The organism is Rhizobium sp. Root482 (genome assembly GCF_001426565.1).
In the GTDB taxonomy this organism is placed as follows: Bacteria; Pseudomonadota; Alphaproteobacteria; order Rhizobiales; family Rhizobiaceae; genus Pararhizobium.
This window is the reverse complement of sequence record NZ_LMFA01000020.1, coordinates 95747-113593: the sequence shown is the minus strand read 5'-3', so window position 1 is coordinate 113593 and position 17847 is coordinate 95747. Positions and strand designations below refer to the sequence as shown.

Here is a 17847-nt window from a genome sequence, read left to right as displayed (position 1 = left end):
ACGCAACATTCCGCTCAGTACAATTCAATTCCTGCATCACGCCCTCCTCTCTTCCCGTTTCGTCGCGCCGAATTTCTTACGACTGCGGCATCCACCAGCCGGTGCGGCCGCCGATGTGCATGTTGAGCGTCTTGGTCTCGGTATAATCCTCCACCGCATGGCGGCCGAGTTCGCGGCCGAGACCGGACTGGCGATAGCCGCCGAAGGGCAGTTCGGATGCGCCGTCCATAAAAGTATTCATCCAGATCGTGCCCGCCCGCACCTTGCGGCCGACCGACAGGCAGGTATCGAAATCCCGGCTCCAGACGCCGGCGGAAAGGCCGTAGTCGATGGAATTGGCAATCCGGATCGCCTCATCGGTGGTTTCGAAGGTGAGGACGGAAAGAACCGGACCGAAAACTTCCTCGCGCGCCACCGCCATGTCCGGCGTCACGGCGGAAAGGATGGTCGGCGACATGAACTGGCCGGCGCCGAAATCGAGTGCCCCGCCGCCATGCGACACGGTGGCGCCCTTGTCAGCTGCGGCCGAGACGTAGCCCATGATCTTTTCCAGATGCTGCGGCGTGATGATCGCGCCGACCTGCGTTTCCGGATCGAGGGGATCGCCGACCTTGACCTTGGCCGACATCGCCGCGACACGCGCGATCACATCCTGCGCAATCTCCTTGTGGACGATCAGTCGCGAGCCGGCATTGCAGCATTCGCCGGCATTGAAATAGGCGCCGAAGACGGCGGCATCGATGAAATCGTCGAGATTGGCATCCGGAAAGACGATCTGCGGGTTCTTGCCGCCAAGCTCCAGCGATACCTTCTTCAGGGTCTGCGCCGCATTGCTCATCGTCAGCTTGCCGACGCCGGTGGAGCCCGTGAACGAGACCATGTCGACGTCCGGATGCGTGGTCATGACCGCGCCGACATCCGGGCCGGTGCCGGTGATGATGTTGACGACGCCGGCCGGAACGCCGGCCGCTTCGAGGATTTCGCCGAGAACGAGCGTCGAGCCCGAGGTCAGCTCCGATGGCTTGACCACCGCAGTACAACCCGCGGCCAGCGCAAACGGCAGTTTCTGGCTGACGATCAGGAACGGAAAGTTCCAGGGCGTGATGATCGACACGACGCCGATCGCCTCACGCAGCACGACGCCGAGCGTGCCGTCACCGAGCGTATTGTAGCTCTCGCCATGCAGGTCACGCGCAAGGGCGGCGGCATAGCGCCAGATATCGGCGGCACCACCCAGTTCGCCCTTCGCCTGGCTGATCGGCTTGCCGCTTTCGACGCAGTCGAGATAGGCGAGTTCGTCCGCCCGCGCCGCAATCATATCGGCCGCCCTCAAGAGCACCAGCGAGCGCTCCGATGCGGTCATGCGCGGCCACGGGCCATCATCGAAAGCCTTGCGCGCAGCGGCGATCGCCCGTTCCGCATCCACCTTGCCTGCGGCCGGATAACGGCTGACGGTGACGCCATGCCCGGGCGCCACGCGCTCCAGCGTCCGGCCTTCTGCACCATCCACCCATTTGCCATCGATCAGCATCCGGAAATCGCGCCTCTTAACATCCGTGAGCGCCTTGGGCTTCATGAGGACCGTCATTACCATTCTCCCTTGAATTCCGCGGGACGCTTGCCGGTAAAAGCCGCAACGCCCTCCTTCATGTCGCCGGTCTTGGCGGCAAGGATCGAGCCCAGCGCCTCGACGGCGGTGCCATTGTCCTCGCCATTCGCCGACGCGATCATCAGCTTGCAGATTTCCAGCGCCGCCGGTCCGCGCCTGACGATCCGCTCCGCCTGTTCCCGCGCCGCAAACAGCACCGTCCCGGTTTCCACCACTGCATCGACAAGCCCAAGCGCCCTGGCTTCCTCGGCCGAAAACATTTCGCCGCCGAGCACCATCCGCCGCACCACCTGCGCGCCAAAACGCCTGACCAGGCGCTGCGTGCCCGACCAGCCCGGCACCATGCCGAGGCTCGTTTCCGGCAGGCCGATCCGGATCTGGGATTCGGCGACGCGGATATCGGCAGCCGCCGCCAGTTCCAGGCCGCCGCCGAGCGCGTGGCCGTTCATTGCCGCGATCACCGGCATGCGCAGCGTCGCGAGACGCTCGAATACGCGGTGACCGAAGCGCACCCAGTGATGGCCGAATTCGTTGGGGTTCATCGCCCCCCAGGCCTTGATATCGCCCCCGGCGGAAAAGGCCTTGCCCTCCCCCGTCAGGATGACGACCCGCACCCCGGCATCCGCCTCGACCGTATCGCAAGCGACAGACAGTGCCTTCAGCATGTCGATGTCGAAGGCGTTCAGCTTTTCCGGCCGGGCAACCGTCAGAGTGGCAATCGCCCCGTCGATGTCGATCCTGATCCGCGCGTCAGTCATGCGATGCTCCTTCCAGCGTCCGCTCTGGCTTTTGGCGTAGCGTCAGGCCGATCGGCCCTTCGTGGAACAAGGCCGCATCCATGACCTTGAGGTTCGCGGAAACGATCAGCGGGAATTCCGACTGGTCGAGAATATGCGTTTGCAGATCGACGCCGGGCGCGATCTCGGTGAGCATGATGCCTTCCGGCGTCAGCTTCATCACGCAGCGCTCGGTGACATAGGTGATGTCCTGCCCCTGTTCGACGGCGCGCCGGCCGGAGAAGGTGACGTGCTCGACCTCGTTGACCAGCTTCTTCAGCTTGCCTTCCTTGTCGATCACCAGCTTGCCGTCCGCCATCGAAAGCTTCGCCCCAGCATTGAACATGCCGGAAAAGACGATCTTCCTTGCCCGCGCGGTGATATCGACGAAACCGCCCGCCCCCGCCGTCACATGCGGCCGGAAGGAGAGCTTCGAGACATTGACCGAGCCATCCCTGCCGATTTCGAGGAAGGAGAGCAGCGAGGCATCGAAGCCGCCGCCCTGGAAATAGGTGAATTGATAGGGAGACGGCATGAAGGCATCGGCATTGGAGGCGCAACCGAAAGCGAAATCGAGCAGCGGCACGCCGCCGACGGCACCCTGCTCGATCACCCAGGTGACTGCGCCATGCAAGCCTTCCTCAAGCAGGATACGCGGCACATTGGCGGAAATGCCAAAACCGAGATTGACGCAGGCGCCGCCTTCCAATTCCTGCGCGACGCGGCGCGCGATGACCTTCTGGATATTGAACTCAGGCACGCGAAAACTCTCGATCGGCCTGAAGATTTCGCCGGAGATCGCCGGATCGTATTCCGTCAGGGTCGTCTGCTTCTGGTCGGGATCGACGACGATGTAGTCCACCAGCATGCCCGGCACCCGCACGTCATGGGGCTTCAGGGATCCGGATTTGGTGATGCGCTTCACCTGCGCGATGACGATGCCGCCATTGTTGCGGGCGGCGAGCGCCTGGTCGAGGCCGCCGAGAGTGGCGCCTTCATGCTCATAGGTGAGATTGCCGCGCTCATCGGCCGTCGTGGCACGGATGATCGTCACCTGCGGCGCGATCGCCTTGAAATAGAGCCAGTCCTCGCCCTCGAACGCGATCTTCTTCACGACCGGCTGGGCCGCCGCCGACGCATTCATCGCGCAGCCCTGGCGCGACGGATCGACGAAGGTATCGAGACCGATCTTGGTAAGCACGCCCGGCCGCTTGGCGGCGGCTTCGCGGTGCATGTCGAACATCACGCCGGACGGGATATTATAGGCTGCGATCTCGTCATTGCCGATCATCTGCCAGATCAACGGCGGCTCCGATGTCGAGGGGCCGGACGGATAGGAGCCGGCAATAATCGTCTTGAGCAGGCCGCTTTTCGCAATATGATCAATGCCCTTGATGCCGCTCATGTCGCCGGCGGCAATCGGATGCAGCGTCGTCAGGTCGCGCGGATGGCCGGTCGCCTCGAAACGCTCGCCGATGGCTTTCAGCATCAGGTCCGGGCAGCCGAGCCCGCTCGACGACGACACCGACACAATGGCACCGTCGGGAATGAGGCTGGCGGCTTCGGCTGGGGTAATATGCTTGCTCATCGGTCTCGTCTCAAAGTCCTGTTTCAATCGCAACAGTCGTGCCCGCCTGCGCGGCCTTCACCACCGCAAGCCCCGTTGCCAGCGACCAGATGCCGTCTTCCCCGCTGCAAAGCGGCGCTCCCTTGCCGGCAATCGCCTCATCGAAGGCTAAAAGCGTGTTTTCATAGAGATTGCGGTGTTCGAGCGGCAGTTCGGTCTCGCCATCGGCATTACGCAGCGTCACCGTCCCGCCCGGCTTCTGGATCATGCAGTCGCGGCCGATCAGCGAGCCCTCGGATCCGTGCACCTCAAGGCCGGTCACCGCATATTTCGTCGTGAACCCATCGTGGAACTGGGCAATCAGGCCCGACTTGAAGCGGAGCACGCCCATCGCCGCATCCTCGAGCCCGGCCTTCGCCATGCCGCCATATTGGCCGAAGGCAATCGCTTCGGCCGGATCGTCGCCGAGAATGAAGCGCAGCGTATCGGTATCGTGCACGGTGATATCGAGAATGACGCCGCCGCCGGCCTCGGGTCTTTCGAGACGCCAACCCTGCAGATGCTGCGGTAAATAGCCGGCATGGCAGACCCGGGCGGCCAGCGGCTTGCCGATCCTGCCTGCGGCGATTGCGTCGCGCATCGCCCGGTGGGTGGCAGCGCCCCGCAGATGATGATTGGTCGCCATGACGACGCCCGCATCTTTCGCCGCCTCGACCATGGCGCGCGCATCCTCAAGCGAGGTCGCCAGCGGCTTTTCGCAGAGAATATGCTTTCCCGCCCTGGCGGCGGCGATCACCTGGTCACAGTGCAGTTCATTGGTGGTGGAAACATAGACCGCCTGCACGTCCGGATCACCGAGGAGATCGGCCACGGTGGCAACGGATTTCGCAATGCCGTGATCGCGGGCGTAGGATGCGCCGCGTTCGGCACTGGTGCTCATGACGGAGACGATCTCGCCGCCCACCGCCCGGATCGCATCGATCACCCATTCATGGGCAATCGTACTTGCCCCGATCAAACCCCAACGCGTCATAGCAAAGCCAGCCTTTCTCTCTTGTCGCTCGCAGCGCCGCAGCTTTGGCGCACGACGAGCCGCACGGACCCGACGATCGCCTCGGCGTCCGCCCGTCCGGCATTGATCTGTTTCAAAAGCAGCTGCGCCGCCCGGCGGCCCATGCCCTGCGGATCGACGGAAACGGTCGTCAGGGCCGGCACGGCGGTCTGCGCCTCGATCACGTCGTCGAAGCCGATAACGGCAAAGTCCTCGCCGGGATCGAGCCGGTGCGCCCGCAATCCGTCGCAGACGCCGAAGGCGACCGCATCATTGAAGCAGACCGCCGCCGTCGGCCGTTCCGACAAGGCAAGCGCGCGCTCGATGGCTGCAACGCCACCGGCGCGCGAGGGCGCCGAGCCGATGACCAGTTCATTCCTTGCCGCCAGATCCATGTCCGCCAGCGCTTCACGATAACCTTCCAGCCGCTCGGCAAAGACCGCCGTATCGGGAAAGCCGCCGAGAAAGGCGATACGGTGATGGCCGAGCCCGGCCAGATGCCGGACCGCATCGCGTATGCCGGCCCGGTTATCGGAGATCAGCGACGAAACCTTGGCGCCGGCGATCTGGCGCACAACATTGACGACCGGAATGCCACTGGCCATCAGAGGCTTGAGGTCGGCCGCTTCCGTGCCGCGCGCCGGCGACAGGATCAGTCCGGCGATGCCATGTTCGCGCATCGAGGCGATGACCTCGCGCTGGCGATCGGGATTTTCGGCGGTATTGGCAAGAAACTGCACATAGCCGGCCGACTGCACCACCATGTCGACACCCACCGCAAGTTCGGCAAAGAAGCTGTTGGTCAGATCGTTGACGACGATGCCGACGATCTTCGACTTGGCATTGGACTGGCGCAGATTGGCCGCGCCGCGATTATAGACATAGCCAAGCTCGCGGATGACCGCATTGACCTTGGCCCGAGTCACCTCGTTGACGAGCGGGCTCGCCTGCAGGACGAGCGACACGGTCGACTTCGACACGCCGGCGGCGCGCGCAATATCGATGACCGTTACCCGTTCCTTGCCCAAGACATCCTCCCCGGCGGGTCGATACCGCCCGCTTGCATACTTAGTTAATTGGAACGTTCCAAATCTGTCAAGTCCATTTGGGAAATTTTTGGCCACTCATGTTGAAAGCGGGCAGTCGGATTACTGATTCCGCGAAACCAAGAAAAATTGATCATAACGCCACGAATTCACGACTCAGGATGGCATGCGACAGCTGAGAAAGCGCTTCAAGGCTTCCAGAATTATCGCAAATCACGGATTAAATGACGCACTGCCAGCCACGCTCGAAAAAAATAAACTTGAAATTTGGAACGGTCTAAATTAATGGCCATACAAACCTTCGGGAGGAATCCATGTCGATCAGCCTTTCCCTGCCACACGCCGACGGCGGCCTAAAAGTCTATGCACTCTCGGGTACGCCCCTTGAGCGCCCCGCTTCCGCGCCGGCCTTCAACCGGATCGCCTATGCGGCCGCTCATGTCGTCTCCGACCCGTTGCGTGAAATCGATCCCTGGGGCCGTCCGGCGATCGACTGGGATGCCACAATGGCTTTTCGTCACCATCTCTGGAGCCTTGGCTTCAAGATCGCCGAGGCGATGGACACCGCACAACGCGGCATGGGCCTCGATTGGGCCGGCGCGCAGGACCTGATCCGCCGGTCGCTGGCCGAGGCGCGAAGCGTTCCGGGCGCCGATCTCGCCTGCGGCGCCGGCACCGACCATCTCGCCCCGACGGAGGCGCGGTCGCTTGATGATGTCATCCGCGCCTATGAGGACCAGGTCGGCTATGTCGAGAAACAGGGCGGCCGGGCGATCCTGATGGCAAGCCGTGCGCTTGCCCGCATCGCCGCATCGCCCGACGATTACCGCAAGGTCTATGGTCGCATCCTGTCGCAAACCAGCGACAAGGTGGTGCTGCACTGGCTGGGCGACATGTTCGACCCGCAATTGAAGGGCTATTGGGGCTCCGAAAGCTTCGAGGGAGCACTGGAAACCGTTCTGTCGATCATCGGCGACAACCGGGAAAAGGTCGAGGGCATCAAGATCTCGCTGCTCGACAATGCCTGCGAAGTGGCGCTGCGAAACCGGCTCCCCGAAGGCGTGCTCTGCTTCACCGGAGACGATTTCAATTATGCCGACCTGATCGAAGGCGACGGCATGAAATACAGTCATGCCCTGCTCGGCATTTTTGACGCCGTCGCCCCCTCAGCCTCTAAGGCGCTGGCATCGCTGGCGACGGGAGATGTTTCCGCCTTCCGCGCGGTGATCGAGCCGACCGTGCCGCTCTCGCGAAAGATCTTCGAGGCGCCGACACAATATTACAAGGCCGGCATCGTCTTCCTCGCCTGGCTCAATGGCCACCAGAAGCACTTCACCATGCCGGCCGGGATGCAGTCGGCGCGCGGCCTCCTGCATTATGCCGATATCTTCCGTCTCGCCGACAAGGCCAATGTGCTCGACAGGCCGGAGCTTGCAACCGAGCGGATGAAGGCCTTCCTCATCACGCAGGGCTGCTGAGCCGGCGTTTCACGGCGCCTCGGTCTTCTTCATCAGCCGGGCCTGCAGCACGACGACGATCAGGAGAAAGGCGCCGCGGATCACCGACTGCCAATAGGCGGACAGGGAAATCCAGCCGAGGCCATTCTCGAAGTTGAGGATGTTGAAGACCATGGCGAGCAAGAGAGCGCCGGCCAGCGTCGCCCCGACCGAGCCGGAGCCGCCGGTCAGAAGCGTGCCGCCGACCACGACCGAGGCAATGGCGAAGAGTTCCCAGCCCACGCCCTCGGTCGGCTGCCCGGCACCAAACTGCGAGGCAAGGATGACGCCCGCAAGCCCGGCAAGCAGGCCCGATAGCGCATAGACGGCAAACAGGGTGCGCTCGACCTTCAGTCCCATGAGATTGGCCGTCGCCTCGCCGTCGCCGATGGCCAGCACATGCCGGCCGGTCGGAAGACGCTCGAGAAACACCCAGCCCAGCACGTAGACGAAGGCCGCAATCCAGGCAGGAATCGGGAAGCCGAGGAAATCATCCTGCCCGATCGTGGTGAAGCCGGTGTCGTAGGAAACCGAGACTGACTGGTTGTTGGCCAAAAGCAGCGCCGTGCCGTAGGCCGCCAGCATCATGGCGAGCGTCGCGATGAACGGCTGAATCCGCAACCGCGTGACGATGACGCCATTGATGGCGCCGGCAACCAAACCCGCCGCCATGCCTCCAGCAAGGCCCGGCAGCCAGCCATAAGGCGAGAGATAGGCGGCAACCACGCTTGACATGGCAGCCACCGCCCCAACGGAAAGGTCGATGCCGCCGGTGATGATCACGAAGGCCATGCCGAGCGCGATCAGCGCGAACATGGAATTGTAGCGCAGGAAGCTCAATATATTGAATTGCGACAGGAAATTGTCATAGCGCAGCGCCCCGAAGAGGATCAGGCCGGCAAGCGCCAGAAGCACGCCGAGACGGGCATAGTCGCCGGAGGATTTGGGGATGAAGAGCCGGGAGAGGGTTTTCAGCATGATGTCCTGTCCGTTACACTTTATCGGCGCGTTGCTGGATGAAGACGGCGACGATGATCAGCCCCGCCTTGACGATCAGCGCGGCCGCATCCGGCACGCCATTGGCAAGCAGCGTATAGCGCACCAGCTGGATGACGAAGGCACCAAGCACCGTGCCGATGATATTGGCCCGCCCGCCGGTGAGCAGCGAGCCGCCGACCGCAACAGCGGCAATGGCGTCCAGCTCCATGCCGAGCCCGACCAGATTGGCATCGCTGGCCGAATTGCGGGCAACGACGATCAGCCCGGCGACACCGGCAAGCGCGCCGCTGACGACATAGACAAAGGTCTTCACCCGCCGCACCGGAACGCCGGTCAGCCGCGCCGCCTTCTCGTTGCCGCCGACGGCGATGATCTGCCGGCCGATGACGCTATAGCGCACCAGACAATAGGCGAGCGCCACCACGACGATCATGATGATCACCTGGGCCGGAATGCCGGCGATGCGGCCCATTGCGATGAACTGGAAATCCGGATTCTTGAAGACCTGAAGATTGCCGTTGGTCGCCACCTGGGCAAGGCCGCGCCCGGCAATGAACAGAACCAGCGTGGCGACGATCGGCTGGATCGACAGGCGGGCCACCAGGAACCCGTTGAACCATCCGAACGCCATGGCAAGCAGCACCGGCAAGATGAAGGAGAGGATGATCAGAACGCCCATATTGTCGATCGGCAACAGCTTGCCCATGAAGATCATCGGCGCCGCGGCACCTGCAATCGCCATCAGCGAGCCCACGGAAAGGTCGATGCCACCGGTGGCGATCACCAGCGTCATGCCGACCGCGACGATGACGATGGTCGCCACCTGCGTCAGGTTGACGTTCAGCGTCTGCCACGAAAGAAAATTCGGCGTGACGGCGATATTGAACAGAAGCAGGGCGACAAAGGCGGCGAATGTGCCGTAGCGGCTGAGAAACCGGACGACATTCGGCCGGGCGGCGCGTTCAGGGGCGGCGGATGTATCGATCGTCGTCATGTCAGTTCACCTGATGGGCCATGGCGGCAAGAAGCGCCGTCTCGCTGAGTTCGTTCCGCTTGAGTGCGGCCACCGACCGGCCGTCGCTCAACACGGTGACATGATCCGCCGCCGCCAGAAGCTCTTCCAGTTCGGAGGATATCATCAAGACGCTCAGGCCCTCATCGGCAAGCCGGCGCAGAAGTTTCAGGATTTCCGCCTTGGCGCCGATATCGATGCCGCGGGTCGGTTCGTCGATGATCAGGATGCGCGGATCGGTGCAGAGCCAGCGAGCGAGCAGCACCTTCTGCTGGTTGCCGCCGGAAAGCTCCTTGATCGGCTGGTCCGGCGAAGCACATTTGACACCAAGCGCCTTGATGTAATGCGTGACGATCTCCTGCTGGCGGGCGCGGTCGACGATGCCTGCCTTCTTCAGCTTCGGCAGAAGCGCCAGCGTCATGTTCTCGCGGATGCTCATGTCCGGGATGATGCCGTCGATCTTGCGGTCTTCCGAGACCAGCCCGATACCATCGGCGATCGCGTCGGCGGGCTCGTTATAGTCGCGTTCCCTCCCATCGACCCGGATCGCACCGCTTTGCAGGCGATCGACGCCGAAGAGGATCCGCGCCGTCTCGGTGCGCCCGGAACCGAGCAGGCCGGCGAGACCGGAAATCTCACCCTCGCGCACCGTCAGGCTGACATCGCGAACCCGGACGCCGGAGCCGACGCCATCGGCAAGGAGACGAACAGGCTTGGCCTCACTCCCGCCGTCGCGCGCAATCGCCTCGAAGGCGGCCAGTTCCTTGCCCAACATATGACGAACAAGTTCCATCTTCGGCATGTCGGCCATGGCGCTTTCGGCCACCGTCTGGCCGTCGCGCATGATGGTAACGCGGTCGCAGATTTCGTAAAGCTCATCCAGCCGGTGGCCGATGAACAGCACCGCGACGCCGTTCTTCTTGAGCGTACGGATCGTCTGAAACAGGATCGCCACCTCGCGCTCGTCGAGCGAGGAGGTCGGCTCGTCCATGATCACCAGCCGCGCCTTCTGGGTCACCGCCCGCGCAATCGCGATCATCTGGCGGGTGGCGGCACTGAAATGCGCCACCGGCAGGTCGACATCGATATCGAGATTGAAGGTCTTGAGAACGGCGGCGGCCCCGTCGCGCATGGCGCGCCGATCAAGCAAACCGAACCGCGTCTTCGGTTCGCGGGAAAGATAGATATTCTCGGCCACCGAACGCTGCGGCGCGAGATTGATTTCCTGGTAGATCGTCGCAATGCCACGGGCCTGGCTCTGGCCCGGCGTTGCAAAAACGACATCCTCGCCTTCCAAACGTATCAGACCCGTATCGCGCTGATAAGCGCCCGTCAGGATCTTGATCAGTGTCGATTTTCCGGCACCGTTCTGGCCGACCAGCGCCATGACCTCGCCCTCGGCGATCGAAAGCGAAGCCGACCGCAGGGCGGCGACACCGGAAAAGGCCTTGGAGATATCCTGCATGGACAGCAGCATGATCCATCCATCCCCTTGAAAGCAGACATGAAAATCCGGCCGGAACGGCATTGCCGCACCGGCCGGGGTGATCACCCGGCAGCACCGTGCCCGATCGGGCCGGCACATGGCTGCTCCGGCACCCCGGAGAGCGATAATCCCAGCCGGATCGTTACCGATCCGGGGAATTATGCAAGCGGAAATCAGTAGGCGCTGGACAATTCCGCCGTTGCGTTGGATGCATCGTAGAACTTGTCGGTATTGATGACCCAGGGCTCGATCTTCTCGCCAGCGGCATAACGCGCCATGGTTTCGAAGGCCTTCGGACCGAAGCGCGGATTGCACTCGACGACGGCGTTGATCTTGCCATCGACGACCGCCTGCACGGCTTCCTTGCCGCCGTCGATCGAAAGCACCAGGATATCCTTGCCCGGAACCTTGCCGGCCGCCTCGATGGCGGCGATGGCGCCGATCGCCATTTCATCGTTATGGGCATAGATCACATCGGCGTCCGGATGCGCCTGCAGCAGCGCCTCGGCAACCTGGCGGCCCTTGTCGCGGGCGAAATCGCCGGTCTGCGACGCGACGATCTCGAAGCCGCCGGCTGCGGTGATCGCTTCGTCGAAGCCCTTCTTGCGGTCATTGGCCGGCGAGGAGCCGGTCGTGCCTTCCAGTTCGATGATCTTCGACTTGCCGTTGGCGTTCTTGGCCAGCCATTCGGCGATGCGCTTGCCTTCCTCGACGAAATCCGAGCCGATGAAGGTCACATAGTCTTCGCCGGCCTTGGCAAGTGCCTGGTCGACATTACGGTCGAGCAGGATGACCGGAATCCCGGCCTTCTTGGCGGCCATGACGGCCGGGATCAGCGGCTTTTCCTCGCGCGGCGCCAGGAAGATGACGTCGACGCCCTGGGCAATCATCGAGTTCACGTCGGCCACCTGCTTTGCGGCGGAGCCGGCGGCATCCGTATAAACCAGCTGGTAGCCGAGCTTTTCGGCTTCCGCCTTCATGCTGTCGGTCTGGGCAATGCGCCAGGGATTGTTGGATTCGGTCTGCGCGAAGCCGACCTTGTAGGTGTCTTTCTTGGCAAGGACGGGCAATTCCGCGTAGGCGAGAGAGCCGGAAAGCGCGACTGCGCCCATGGCCGAAGCGGCAAGCATGAAGGTGCGACGTGAAATCATAGACATCGGTATTTTCTCCTCCGAAATTTACCGGTACTCCACTACCGGACCGTGAGCATTTTTCTGCTTCACATACGCAAATCTTGCGCTAATAATATTATCAGTCAAGCGCTAAATTATTAGCACTCGCAAAAAGTCGTTCTGCAGCGCAGCAGAACCGGAATGGAAGCAGGAACGGACATGGCCAGGGGAAACGGGCGCAGCAGCACCAGGCGCAATGACGACGATAGTGGTCGGCCGACGATGACGGACGTTGCCCGGATTGCCGGTGTGTCCCAGTCCAGCGTTTCTCTGGTGCTCAACGAAATGTCCGGAGCCCGGATTTCGCAAGAGACGCAGATGCGGGTTCGCGAGGCTGCTCATAAAATCGGCTATCGATTACCAACCATTCGCAATGCCGTCGGCGCCGTTCCGGAGGTCGAAAAGGACACGATCGCCTTCATTGTCGATGAGATTTCCACCAGCCCCCATCCGGTGGTCAGTCTCGACGGCATCCGCGACTATGCCTTCGAACAGGGACTGCTGGTCTCCGCCCACGCCACCCGCTCCAATCCCGACCTGCAGGATGCGGTTCTGCGCTCCATCCTGCGCGACCGCTCTATTGCCGGCGTCGTCTACGCCACCATCTTCACCCGCAAGGTCACTGTCCCGCCGCAGTTGAAGAACATCCCGACCGTTCTCCTCAATTGCTACTCTGAGCCCCGCCAGCACATGGCCATCGTGCCGGGCGAAGTGGCGGGCGGCTTCACCGCGACCGCGCATCTGACCGGGCTCGGCCACAAGCGCATCGGCTTCATCAATGGCGAGCCGTGGATGGACGCGGCGATCGATCGCCTGAAAGGCTACAAGCAGGCGCTCGCCACCGCCGATATCGCTTTTGACGAGAGCCTGGTGCGCGACGGCGACTGGTTGCCCCTGCGCGGCTACGAGGCAGGGCTCGATCTCCTGTCGCTCGATAACCCGCCATCGGCGATCCTCTGCGGCAACGACCTGATGGCGATCGGTGTCATGGAGGCCGCTGCCGAAAAAGGCCTGCGTGTCCCCGAAGACCTCTCCGTCATGGGCTACGACGACCAGGAACTGGCGCGCTACACCCACCCGCCCCTCTCCACCCTTGTCCTGCCCAATTACGAAATGGGCCAGAAGGCGGCCGAAATCCTCATCGACATGGCCATCCACGGCAAGCAGCCGAGGCCGATGACGATCAAGGTGGATGGCCCGCTGGTGCGTCGCGGCACCACGGCAAAACCGCGCTGAAAGCAGAAAGGCTCTTCATTTCCAGATCGATCTCGTATTGAAGAAGGAGACGGCGGCAATGAAAGGCAAGCGGCAATGAAATCCTGGAAGCGCCGGTTGCGCAAATGGCGCAATCATCTGGCAAGACGGGTCCTTGGCACGCGTTCCGGCCGCGAGATGCTGATCAATGCCGTCAGCCCGAAAATCCTGTCGATGACCGCCGATTGCGGCGATCACGTCCTGACCTTTTCGCCGCATGATTACATTGGCCGCAAGATCTACCGGAAAGGCCATTTCGAGCGCGATCATGTCAACCGCCTGCTTGCGGTCCTGCGCCAGAGGGCATTGCTGGGCCCGGACAAGGTGCTGCTCGAACTCGGCGGCAATATTGGCACCCAGACGCTCTATTTCGCGCTGGCCCAAGCCTTCCGCCATATCGTCACGGTGGAGCCGGATCCGCGCAATTTCCGTCTGCTGCGCACCAATATCGACCAGAACAACCTTACCGACCACATAACGACGGTCAACAGCGCCGCCGGCGAGACCTCCGGAAAGCTCGACTTCTTCATGCACCGGGACAATCACGGCAAGAGCAGCGCGATCCGCCAGAGCGAGCGGGATATAGAGATCAAGGTTCCTGTCCTGCCGGTCACCGTCCTGCTTGCCGAAGCCGGGATCGCTCCCGATGACATCGGACTGGTCTGGATGGATATCGAGGGCTACGAGCCGGTCGCCGTCCGCTCGATGACCCCGCTTCTCGAACAGCGAGTGCCCTTCTACCTCGAATTTTCCCCGATCTTTTACGGACCTGAAGGATCAAGAGCCTTTGTCGATCATCTCGCAGGCTTTTACGAAAACTGCATCGTCTTTCTCGAAGATCGGCAAATCGACATGAAGGTCGCCGCCCTGCCGATCGAAATCGATCAGTTCGACGTCCTGCTTCTGCCGTAACGACCGACGTCGGTTAGCGCTTGCGGTAGAAATAATAGCGCCCCGGCTCGATCCCCTGCGGCAGCGGCAGCGGTTCGAGCTGCGGGTCCTCGAGCGGCAGACCGCTTGCGGCAATGCCACCGGAGGCAAGCGCCGCCGCGACCGACTGTGGCAGCCAGGTCAGGGTTTTCGCATCCTTCTCCGCATAGGCGGTACCGATATCGGCATGCGCAAAGGCAACACCGGTGCCGGCGAACTGGCGGATCGTCTCCTTTATATCGCCGAGAACGAGATCGTCCTCCGCCGGCGTCGAGGCCGGATGCGAGCCGACAGCCCGATCGAAGACGATGATGCGGTTTTCGGGAAACCGTTCGCGCAGATGATCATAGGTCCGCCCGTTGCCCAGCCCGATTTCCAGGATGACGCCGCCCGGCGCGACCATTGCCGTCTCTTCGATGTGATTGAGAAGATTGCGTTGCGCCTGCATGCGGGCGATGAAGCTGTCGAGGCGGCTCATGGGATCGCTTTCCATCCGTTCCAGAAAAAGGCACTCCCCGCTTATCATGGCTTTCCGCTCCCGGTCGACCGCAACCGGATCAAATAACAGGATAATTCGACCAGACGGCGCGGCGCACCACACGCAATCGGCATGACCGGCGCAGGCGATTATGCTAGCCTTCGCGCATGGACCAGCATTCCAGCGAAACATTCTTCAACACCCTACCCGTCTTCACGGAGTTCGAGGGGGTGGCCGATAGCGGAAATTATCGGGCGCTGCCGGCCGATTGGGCGTTAGCGACCGCCGATATCGTCGATTCCACCGGCGCGATCGAGGACGGCCGCTACAAGGCCGTCAACATGGCCGGTGCCAGTGTCATCTCGGCGATCCTGAACGCGCTCGGCAAGCACGATCTTCCCTTCGTCTTCGGCGGAGACGGCGCCCTGGTTGCGGTGCCGCCGTCGGCGGCGGAAAAGGCCCGGCAGGCGCTCGCCGCCGTACAGAACTGGGTGGCGGAGGAATTGCAGCTGACCTTGCGCGCGGCCCTCGTCCCGGTCGCCGATGTCCTTGCCGCCGGGCTGGAGGTTCGTGTAGCGCGCTTCCAGGTCACGCCGCATGTCTCCTATGCGATGTTTGCCGGCGGCGGATCGAGCTGGGCGGAAGCCCGCATGAAGGAGGGCCTGTTTGCCGTCGAACCGGCACCACCGGGGGCCGTGCCCGATCTTTCCGGCCTTTCCTGCCGCTGGAACCCGATCCGGTCGCGGCATGGCGATATCGTCTCCATCATCGCCGTGCCGGCCGGCCCGCAAAGCGGCGACGCGTTCCAGGCATTGATTGCCGATATCGTCGCGCTTTCAGCCGGCGAGGAGCGCGGCGGCCACCCGGTCGCTGCGGAGGGACCGCAGTTCGGCCTGTCGGCGGCCGGCGTATCGGCCGAAACGAAGACGGTGCAGAAGGGCACGCGCTTCAGGAAGCGGCTTGTCATCCTCCTGCAATATCTCCTGACGGTCGGCCTTACCCGGCTCGGAATGACGCTTGGCCGTTTCGACCCGAAGGAATATCGCCGCGACGTCGCCCGCAACACCGATTTTCGCAAGTTCGACGATGGTTTGAAGATGACCATCGATATCGACCCGGAGCGGCTGCGCCAGATCGAAACTCGGCTGGAAAGGGCGGCCGCCGCCGGCATCTGCCGGTTCGGCCTGCACCGGCAGGATTCCGCGCTGATGACCTGCATCGTGCCGACGCCGCTCAGCCATGACCATATGCATTTCATCGACGGCGCCGCCGGCGGTTACGCGGTTGCCGCCAGCCGGCTGAAGAAGCAGCTGCTCGGCTCCTCCGCCACGCCCTCTGGCTTTACGCCTTGACGATCGCGTCGCTTTCGATGCCCTTCCGGGCAAGCGCATTGCGGGTATCGACGATCAGCGGTGACCAGCGGGCAAGGGCTGCATAATCCACCGCATCGTGATCGGTCGAGACCAGCACTGCGTCGAAGCCCTTGATCGTCTCCTCGGAAAGCGGCACGGATCGGCGTCCCTTGAGCGACATATATTCGCGGGTGGAGGGGATTTCGCTGACATGCGGGTCGTGGAAAGCCGCCTGCCCTCCGCGCTCCTCGATCAGCTCGATCAGTTTCAGCGACGGGCTTTCGCGTATATCCGGCACGTTCTTTTTGTAGGCAAGGCCGATCACCAGGATTTTCGACCGGCTGAGTGCCTTGCCGAGGCGCATGTCGAGCGCTTCTGCGAGACGCCCGACGACATGGCGCGGCATGGCGGAATTGATCTCACCGGCAAGTTCGATGAAGCGCGTCGGCAATTCATATTCGCGTGATTTCCAGGTGAGGTAGAAGGGATCGATCGGAATGCAGTGGCCGCCGAGACCCGGACCCGGATAGAAGGGCATATAGCCGAAGGGCTTGGTCTTCGCCGCCTCGATCACCTCCCAGATATCGATGCCCATCGCCTCGTAGACAAGCTTCAATTCGTTGACGAGGGCGATATTGACGGCGCGAAAGATATTCTCCGTCAGCTTGACCGCCTCGGCCGTCGCCGGCGACGACACGGGCACCACGGTCTCCACCACCGCGCCGTAAAAAGCTTCGACAAGCTCTGCCGCGGCAGCGCCGTCGCCGGCCACCACCTTCGGGATGCTCGACGTATGGAAATCGCGGTTGCCGGGTTCCTCGCGCTCGGGCGAAAAACCGAGGAAGAAATCCCGCGCCGATCTCAGGCCGGTCTTTTCGAGGATCGGCCGAACGACCTCGTCCGTGGTGCCGGGATAGGTGGTCGATTCAAGCACCACCAACTGACCGGGCCGCAATGTCTCGGCAATGCGCTCGCACGTCCTCGTCACGAAAGACAGATCCGGATCACGATGCTTGGTCAAGGGCGTCGGCACGCAGATAATGATGACATCGCAATCCGCCAGCCGGGCGAAGTCGGTCGTGGCGGCAAAGCGGCCTTGCGCCATCTCTTCCGCCAGCGCTGCGTCCGGCACCGCCTCGATATAGGAACGTCCGGCATCGATGGCGACGATCTTCTGCGGATCGATGTCGAAGCCGGTCACGGGAAATCCCCCGCGCGCCGCAGCGATCGCCAGTGGCAGGCCGACATAACCGAGCCCGATCACCGCCACGCGGGCGCCGCGGCCGGCGATCTTCGACAGAAGGGCTTGGCTGGTAGAGGAATGGTCGTTCAAATCCGTGATCCCGGCTGCTGACCGCCTGCGGCGGCGTTTTCGGATGCGGGTCAGTTGAGGATAAAATCCTTGGGTGTCAAGCGTAGCCGGATTGCCGTCTGCGCGTCCAGGCAGGATATGATCGGCCTGCTGCAGGGAAATTTGGGGTTGGATCGCCTCTCTCCCTGCAGGCGAACAACAGGATGAGGCCGCCAGATGACGACGAGCCCTGGCATGCCGGCTCGGCTTCCATAAAACTGGCGGCATTCGGCAGTCGGCGGCACTTGCCTCTTCGCGTATGCGCGCG

The 17847-nt window shown here is 62.7% G+C and carries 15 protein-coding genes; 4 read left to right on the top strand and 11 right to left on the bottom strand.

Going from position 1 to position 17847, the window contains the following annotated elements; all coding sequences use genetic code 11:
- Nucleotides 1–76: 76 nt before the first annotated feature.
- From ASD31_RS12750 to ASD31_RS12730, 5 genes are read right to left on the bottom strand one after another with little or no spacing between them, the layout of a single operon-like run.
- Entirely contained in the window at nt 77–1588 is a 1512-nt protein-coding gene (locus tag ASD31_RS12750; protein WP_056333940.1) for an aldehyde dehydrogenase family protein, read from the bottom strand.
- Nucleotides 1588–2367 (bottom strand): enoyl-CoA hydratase/isomerase family protein, encoded by a 780-nt coding sequence (locus tag ASD31_RS12745; RefSeq protein WP_056333937.1) that lies wholly within the window; start codon nt 2365–2367, stop codon nt 1588–1590. Before ASD31_RS12745 ends, ASD31_RS12750 begins: the two co-directional genes overlap by 1 nt.
- Entirely contained in the window at nt 2360–3973 is a 1614-nt protein-coding gene (locus tag ASD31_RS12740) for an acyl CoA:acetate/3-ketoacid CoA transferase (protein ID WP_056333932.1), read from the bottom strand. Before ASD31_RS12740 ends, ASD31_RS12745 begins: the two co-directional genes overlap by 8 nt.
- 10 nt (nt 3974–3983) lie before the next feature.
- Complete coding sequence (locus tag ASD31_RS12735) at nt 3984–4985, bottom strand: Gfo/Idh/MocA family protein (protein ID WP_056333929.1); 1002 nt, start codon at nt 4983–4985, stop codon at nt 3984–3986.
- A complete protein-coding gene (locus ASD31_RS12730; protein ID WP_056333925.1) occupies nt 4982–6031 on the bottom strand; it encodes a LacI family DNA-binding transcriptional regulator in 1050 nt (349 codons plus the stop codon). The genes ASD31_RS12735 and ASD31_RS12730 overlap by 4 nt, the downstream gene beginning before the upstream one ends.
- Nucleotides 6032–6363: 332 nt before the next feature.
- Between ASD31_RS12730 and ASD31_RS12725 the strand changes: the two genes are divergently transcribed.
- The gene (locus ASD31_RS12725) at nt 6364–7527 is read left to right on the top strand and encodes a dihydrodipicolinate synthase family protein (protein WP_056333916.1); all 1164 of its coding nucleotides are present in this window, start codon (nt 6364–6366) and stop codon (nt 7525–7527) included.
- Between the two features lie 9 nt (nt 7528–7536).
- Here the strand turns inward: ASD31_RS12725 and ASD31_RS12720 are convergent, their stop codons facing one another.
- The 4 genes from ASD31_RS12720 to ASD31_RS12705 form a co-directional block, all read right to left on the bottom strand.
- Nucleotides 7537–8523 (bottom strand): ABC transporter permease, encoded by a 987-nt coding sequence (locus ASD31_RS12720; protein WP_056333915.1) that lies wholly within the window; start codon nt 8521–8523, stop codon nt 7537–7539.
- A 13-nt stretch (nt 8524–8536) separates the two neighbouring features.
- The gene (locus ASD31_RS12715) at nt 8537–9538 is read right to left on the bottom strand and encodes an ABC transporter permease (RefSeq protein WP_056333911.1); all 1002 of its coding nucleotides are present in this window, start codon (nt 9536–9538) and stop codon (nt 8537–8539) included.
- Nucleotide 9539: 1 nt separating this feature from the next.
- Nucleotides 9540–11033: a sugar ABC transporter ATP-binding protein gene (locus ASD31_RS12710; protein WP_056333907.1), complete on the bottom strand. Its 1494-nt coding sequence runs from the start codon at nt 11031–11033 to the stop codon at nt 9540–9542.
- Between the two features lie 182 nt (nt 11034–11215).
- Nucleotides 11216–12199 (bottom strand): ABC transporter substrate-binding protein, encoded by a 984-nt coding sequence (locus ASD31_RS12705; protein ID WP_056333905.1) that lies wholly within the window; start codon nt 12197–12199, stop codon nt 11216–11218.
- Between the two features lie 174 nt (nt 12200–12373).
- On the opposite strand from ASD31_RS12705, the gene ASD31_RS12700 reads away from it, so the two are divergent.
- Both ASD31_RS12700 and ASD31_RS12695 read left to right on the top strand, forming a co-directional pair.
- The gene (locus ASD31_RS12700; protein ID WP_056333902.1) at nt 12374–13450 is read left to right on the top strand and encodes a LacI family DNA-binding transcriptional regulator; all 1077 of its coding nucleotides are present in this window, start codon (nt 12374–12376) and stop codon (nt 13448–13450) included.
- A gap of 75 nt (nt 13451–13525) precedes the next feature.
- Nucleotides 13526–14380 (top strand): FkbM family methyltransferase, encoded by an 855-nt coding sequence (locus ASD31_RS12695; protein WP_056333899.1) that lies wholly within the window; start codon nt 13526–13528, stop codon nt 14378–14380.
- A gap of 13 nt (nt 14381–14393) precedes the next feature.
- Here the strand turns inward: ASD31_RS12695 and ASD31_RS12690 are convergent, their stop codons facing one another.
- The gene (locus ASD31_RS12690) at nt 14394–14876 is read right to left on the bottom strand and encodes a class I SAM-dependent methyltransferase (protein ID WP_056334678.1); all 483 of its coding nucleotides are present in this window, start codon (nt 14874–14876) and stop codon (nt 14394–14396) included.
- Between the two features lie 167 nt (nt 14877–15043).
- Here ASD31_RS12690 and ASD31_RS12685 point away from each other — a divergent pair, with 167 nt between their 5' ends.
- Nucleotides 15044–16228, top strand: coding sequence for a DUF3095 domain-containing protein (locus tag ASD31_RS12685; RefSeq protein ID WP_056333896.1), 1185 nt, complete (start codon nt 15044–15046; stop codon nt 16226–16228).
- Here the strand turns inward: ASD31_RS12685 and ASD31_RS12680 are convergent.
- Complete coding sequence (locus ASD31_RS12680; RefSeq protein WP_056333893.1) at nt 16218–17561, bottom strand: nucleotide sugar dehydrogenase; 1344 nt, start codon at nt 17559–17561, stop codon at nt 16218–16220. The genes ASD31_RS12685 and ASD31_RS12680 overlap by 11 nt on opposite strands.
- Nucleotides 17562–17847 lie beyond the last annotated feature (286 nt).

Bases quoted from the DNA above. Each gene is read 5' to 3' on its own strand.
- ASD31_RS12750 (WP_056333940.1), bottom strand. From the start codon at position 1,588: ATGACGGTCCTCATGAAGCCCAAGGCGCTCACGGATGTTAAGAGGCGC.
- ASD31_RS12745 (WP_056333937.1), bottom strand. From the start codon at position 2,367: ATGACTGACGCGCGGATCAGGATCGACATCGACGGGGCGATTGCCACT.
- ASD31_RS12740 (WP_056333932.1), bottom strand. From the start codon at position 3,973: ATGAGCAAGCATATTACCCCAGCCGAAGCCGCCAGCCTCATTCCCGAC.
- ASD31_RS12735 (WP_056333929.1), bottom strand. From the start codon at position 4,985: ATGACGCGTTGGGGTTTGATCGGGGCAAGTACGATTGCCCATGAATGG.
- ASD31_RS12725 (WP_056333916.1), top strand. From the start codon at position 6,364: ATGTCGATCAGCCTTTCCCTGCCACACGCCGACGGCGGCCTAAAAGTC.
- ASD31_RS12720 (WP_056333915.1), bottom strand. From the start codon at position 8,523: ATGCTGAAAACCCTCTCCCGGCTCTTCATCCCCAAATCCTCCGGCGAC.
- ASD31_RS12715 (WP_056333911.1), bottom strand. From the start codon at position 9,538: ATGACGACGATCGATACATCCGCCGCCCCTGAACGCGCCGCCCGGCCG.
- ASD31_RS12710 (WP_056333907.1), bottom strand. From the start codon at position 11,033: ATGCTGCTGTCCATGCAGGATATCTCCAAGGCCTTTTCCGGTGTCGCC.
- ASD31_RS12705 (WP_056333905.1), bottom strand. From the start codon at position 12,199: ATGTCTATGATTTCACGTCGCACCTTCATGCTTGCCGCTTCGGCCATG.
- ASD31_RS12700 (WP_056333902.1), top strand. From the start codon at position 12,374: ATGGCCAGGGGAAACGGGCGCAGCAGCACCAGGCGCAATGACGACGAT.
- ASD31_RS12695 (WP_056333899.1), top strand. From the start codon at position 13,526: ATGAAATCCTGGAAGCGCCGGTTGCGCAAATGGCGCAATCATCTGGCA.
- ASD31_RS12690 (WP_056334678.1), bottom strand. From the start codon at position 14,876: ATGAGCCGCCTCGACAGCTTCATCGCCCGCATGCAGGCGCAACGCAAT.
- ASD31_RS12685 (WP_056333896.1), top strand. From the start codon at position 15,044: ATGGACCAGCATTCCAGCGAAACATTCTTCAACACCCTACCCGTCTTC.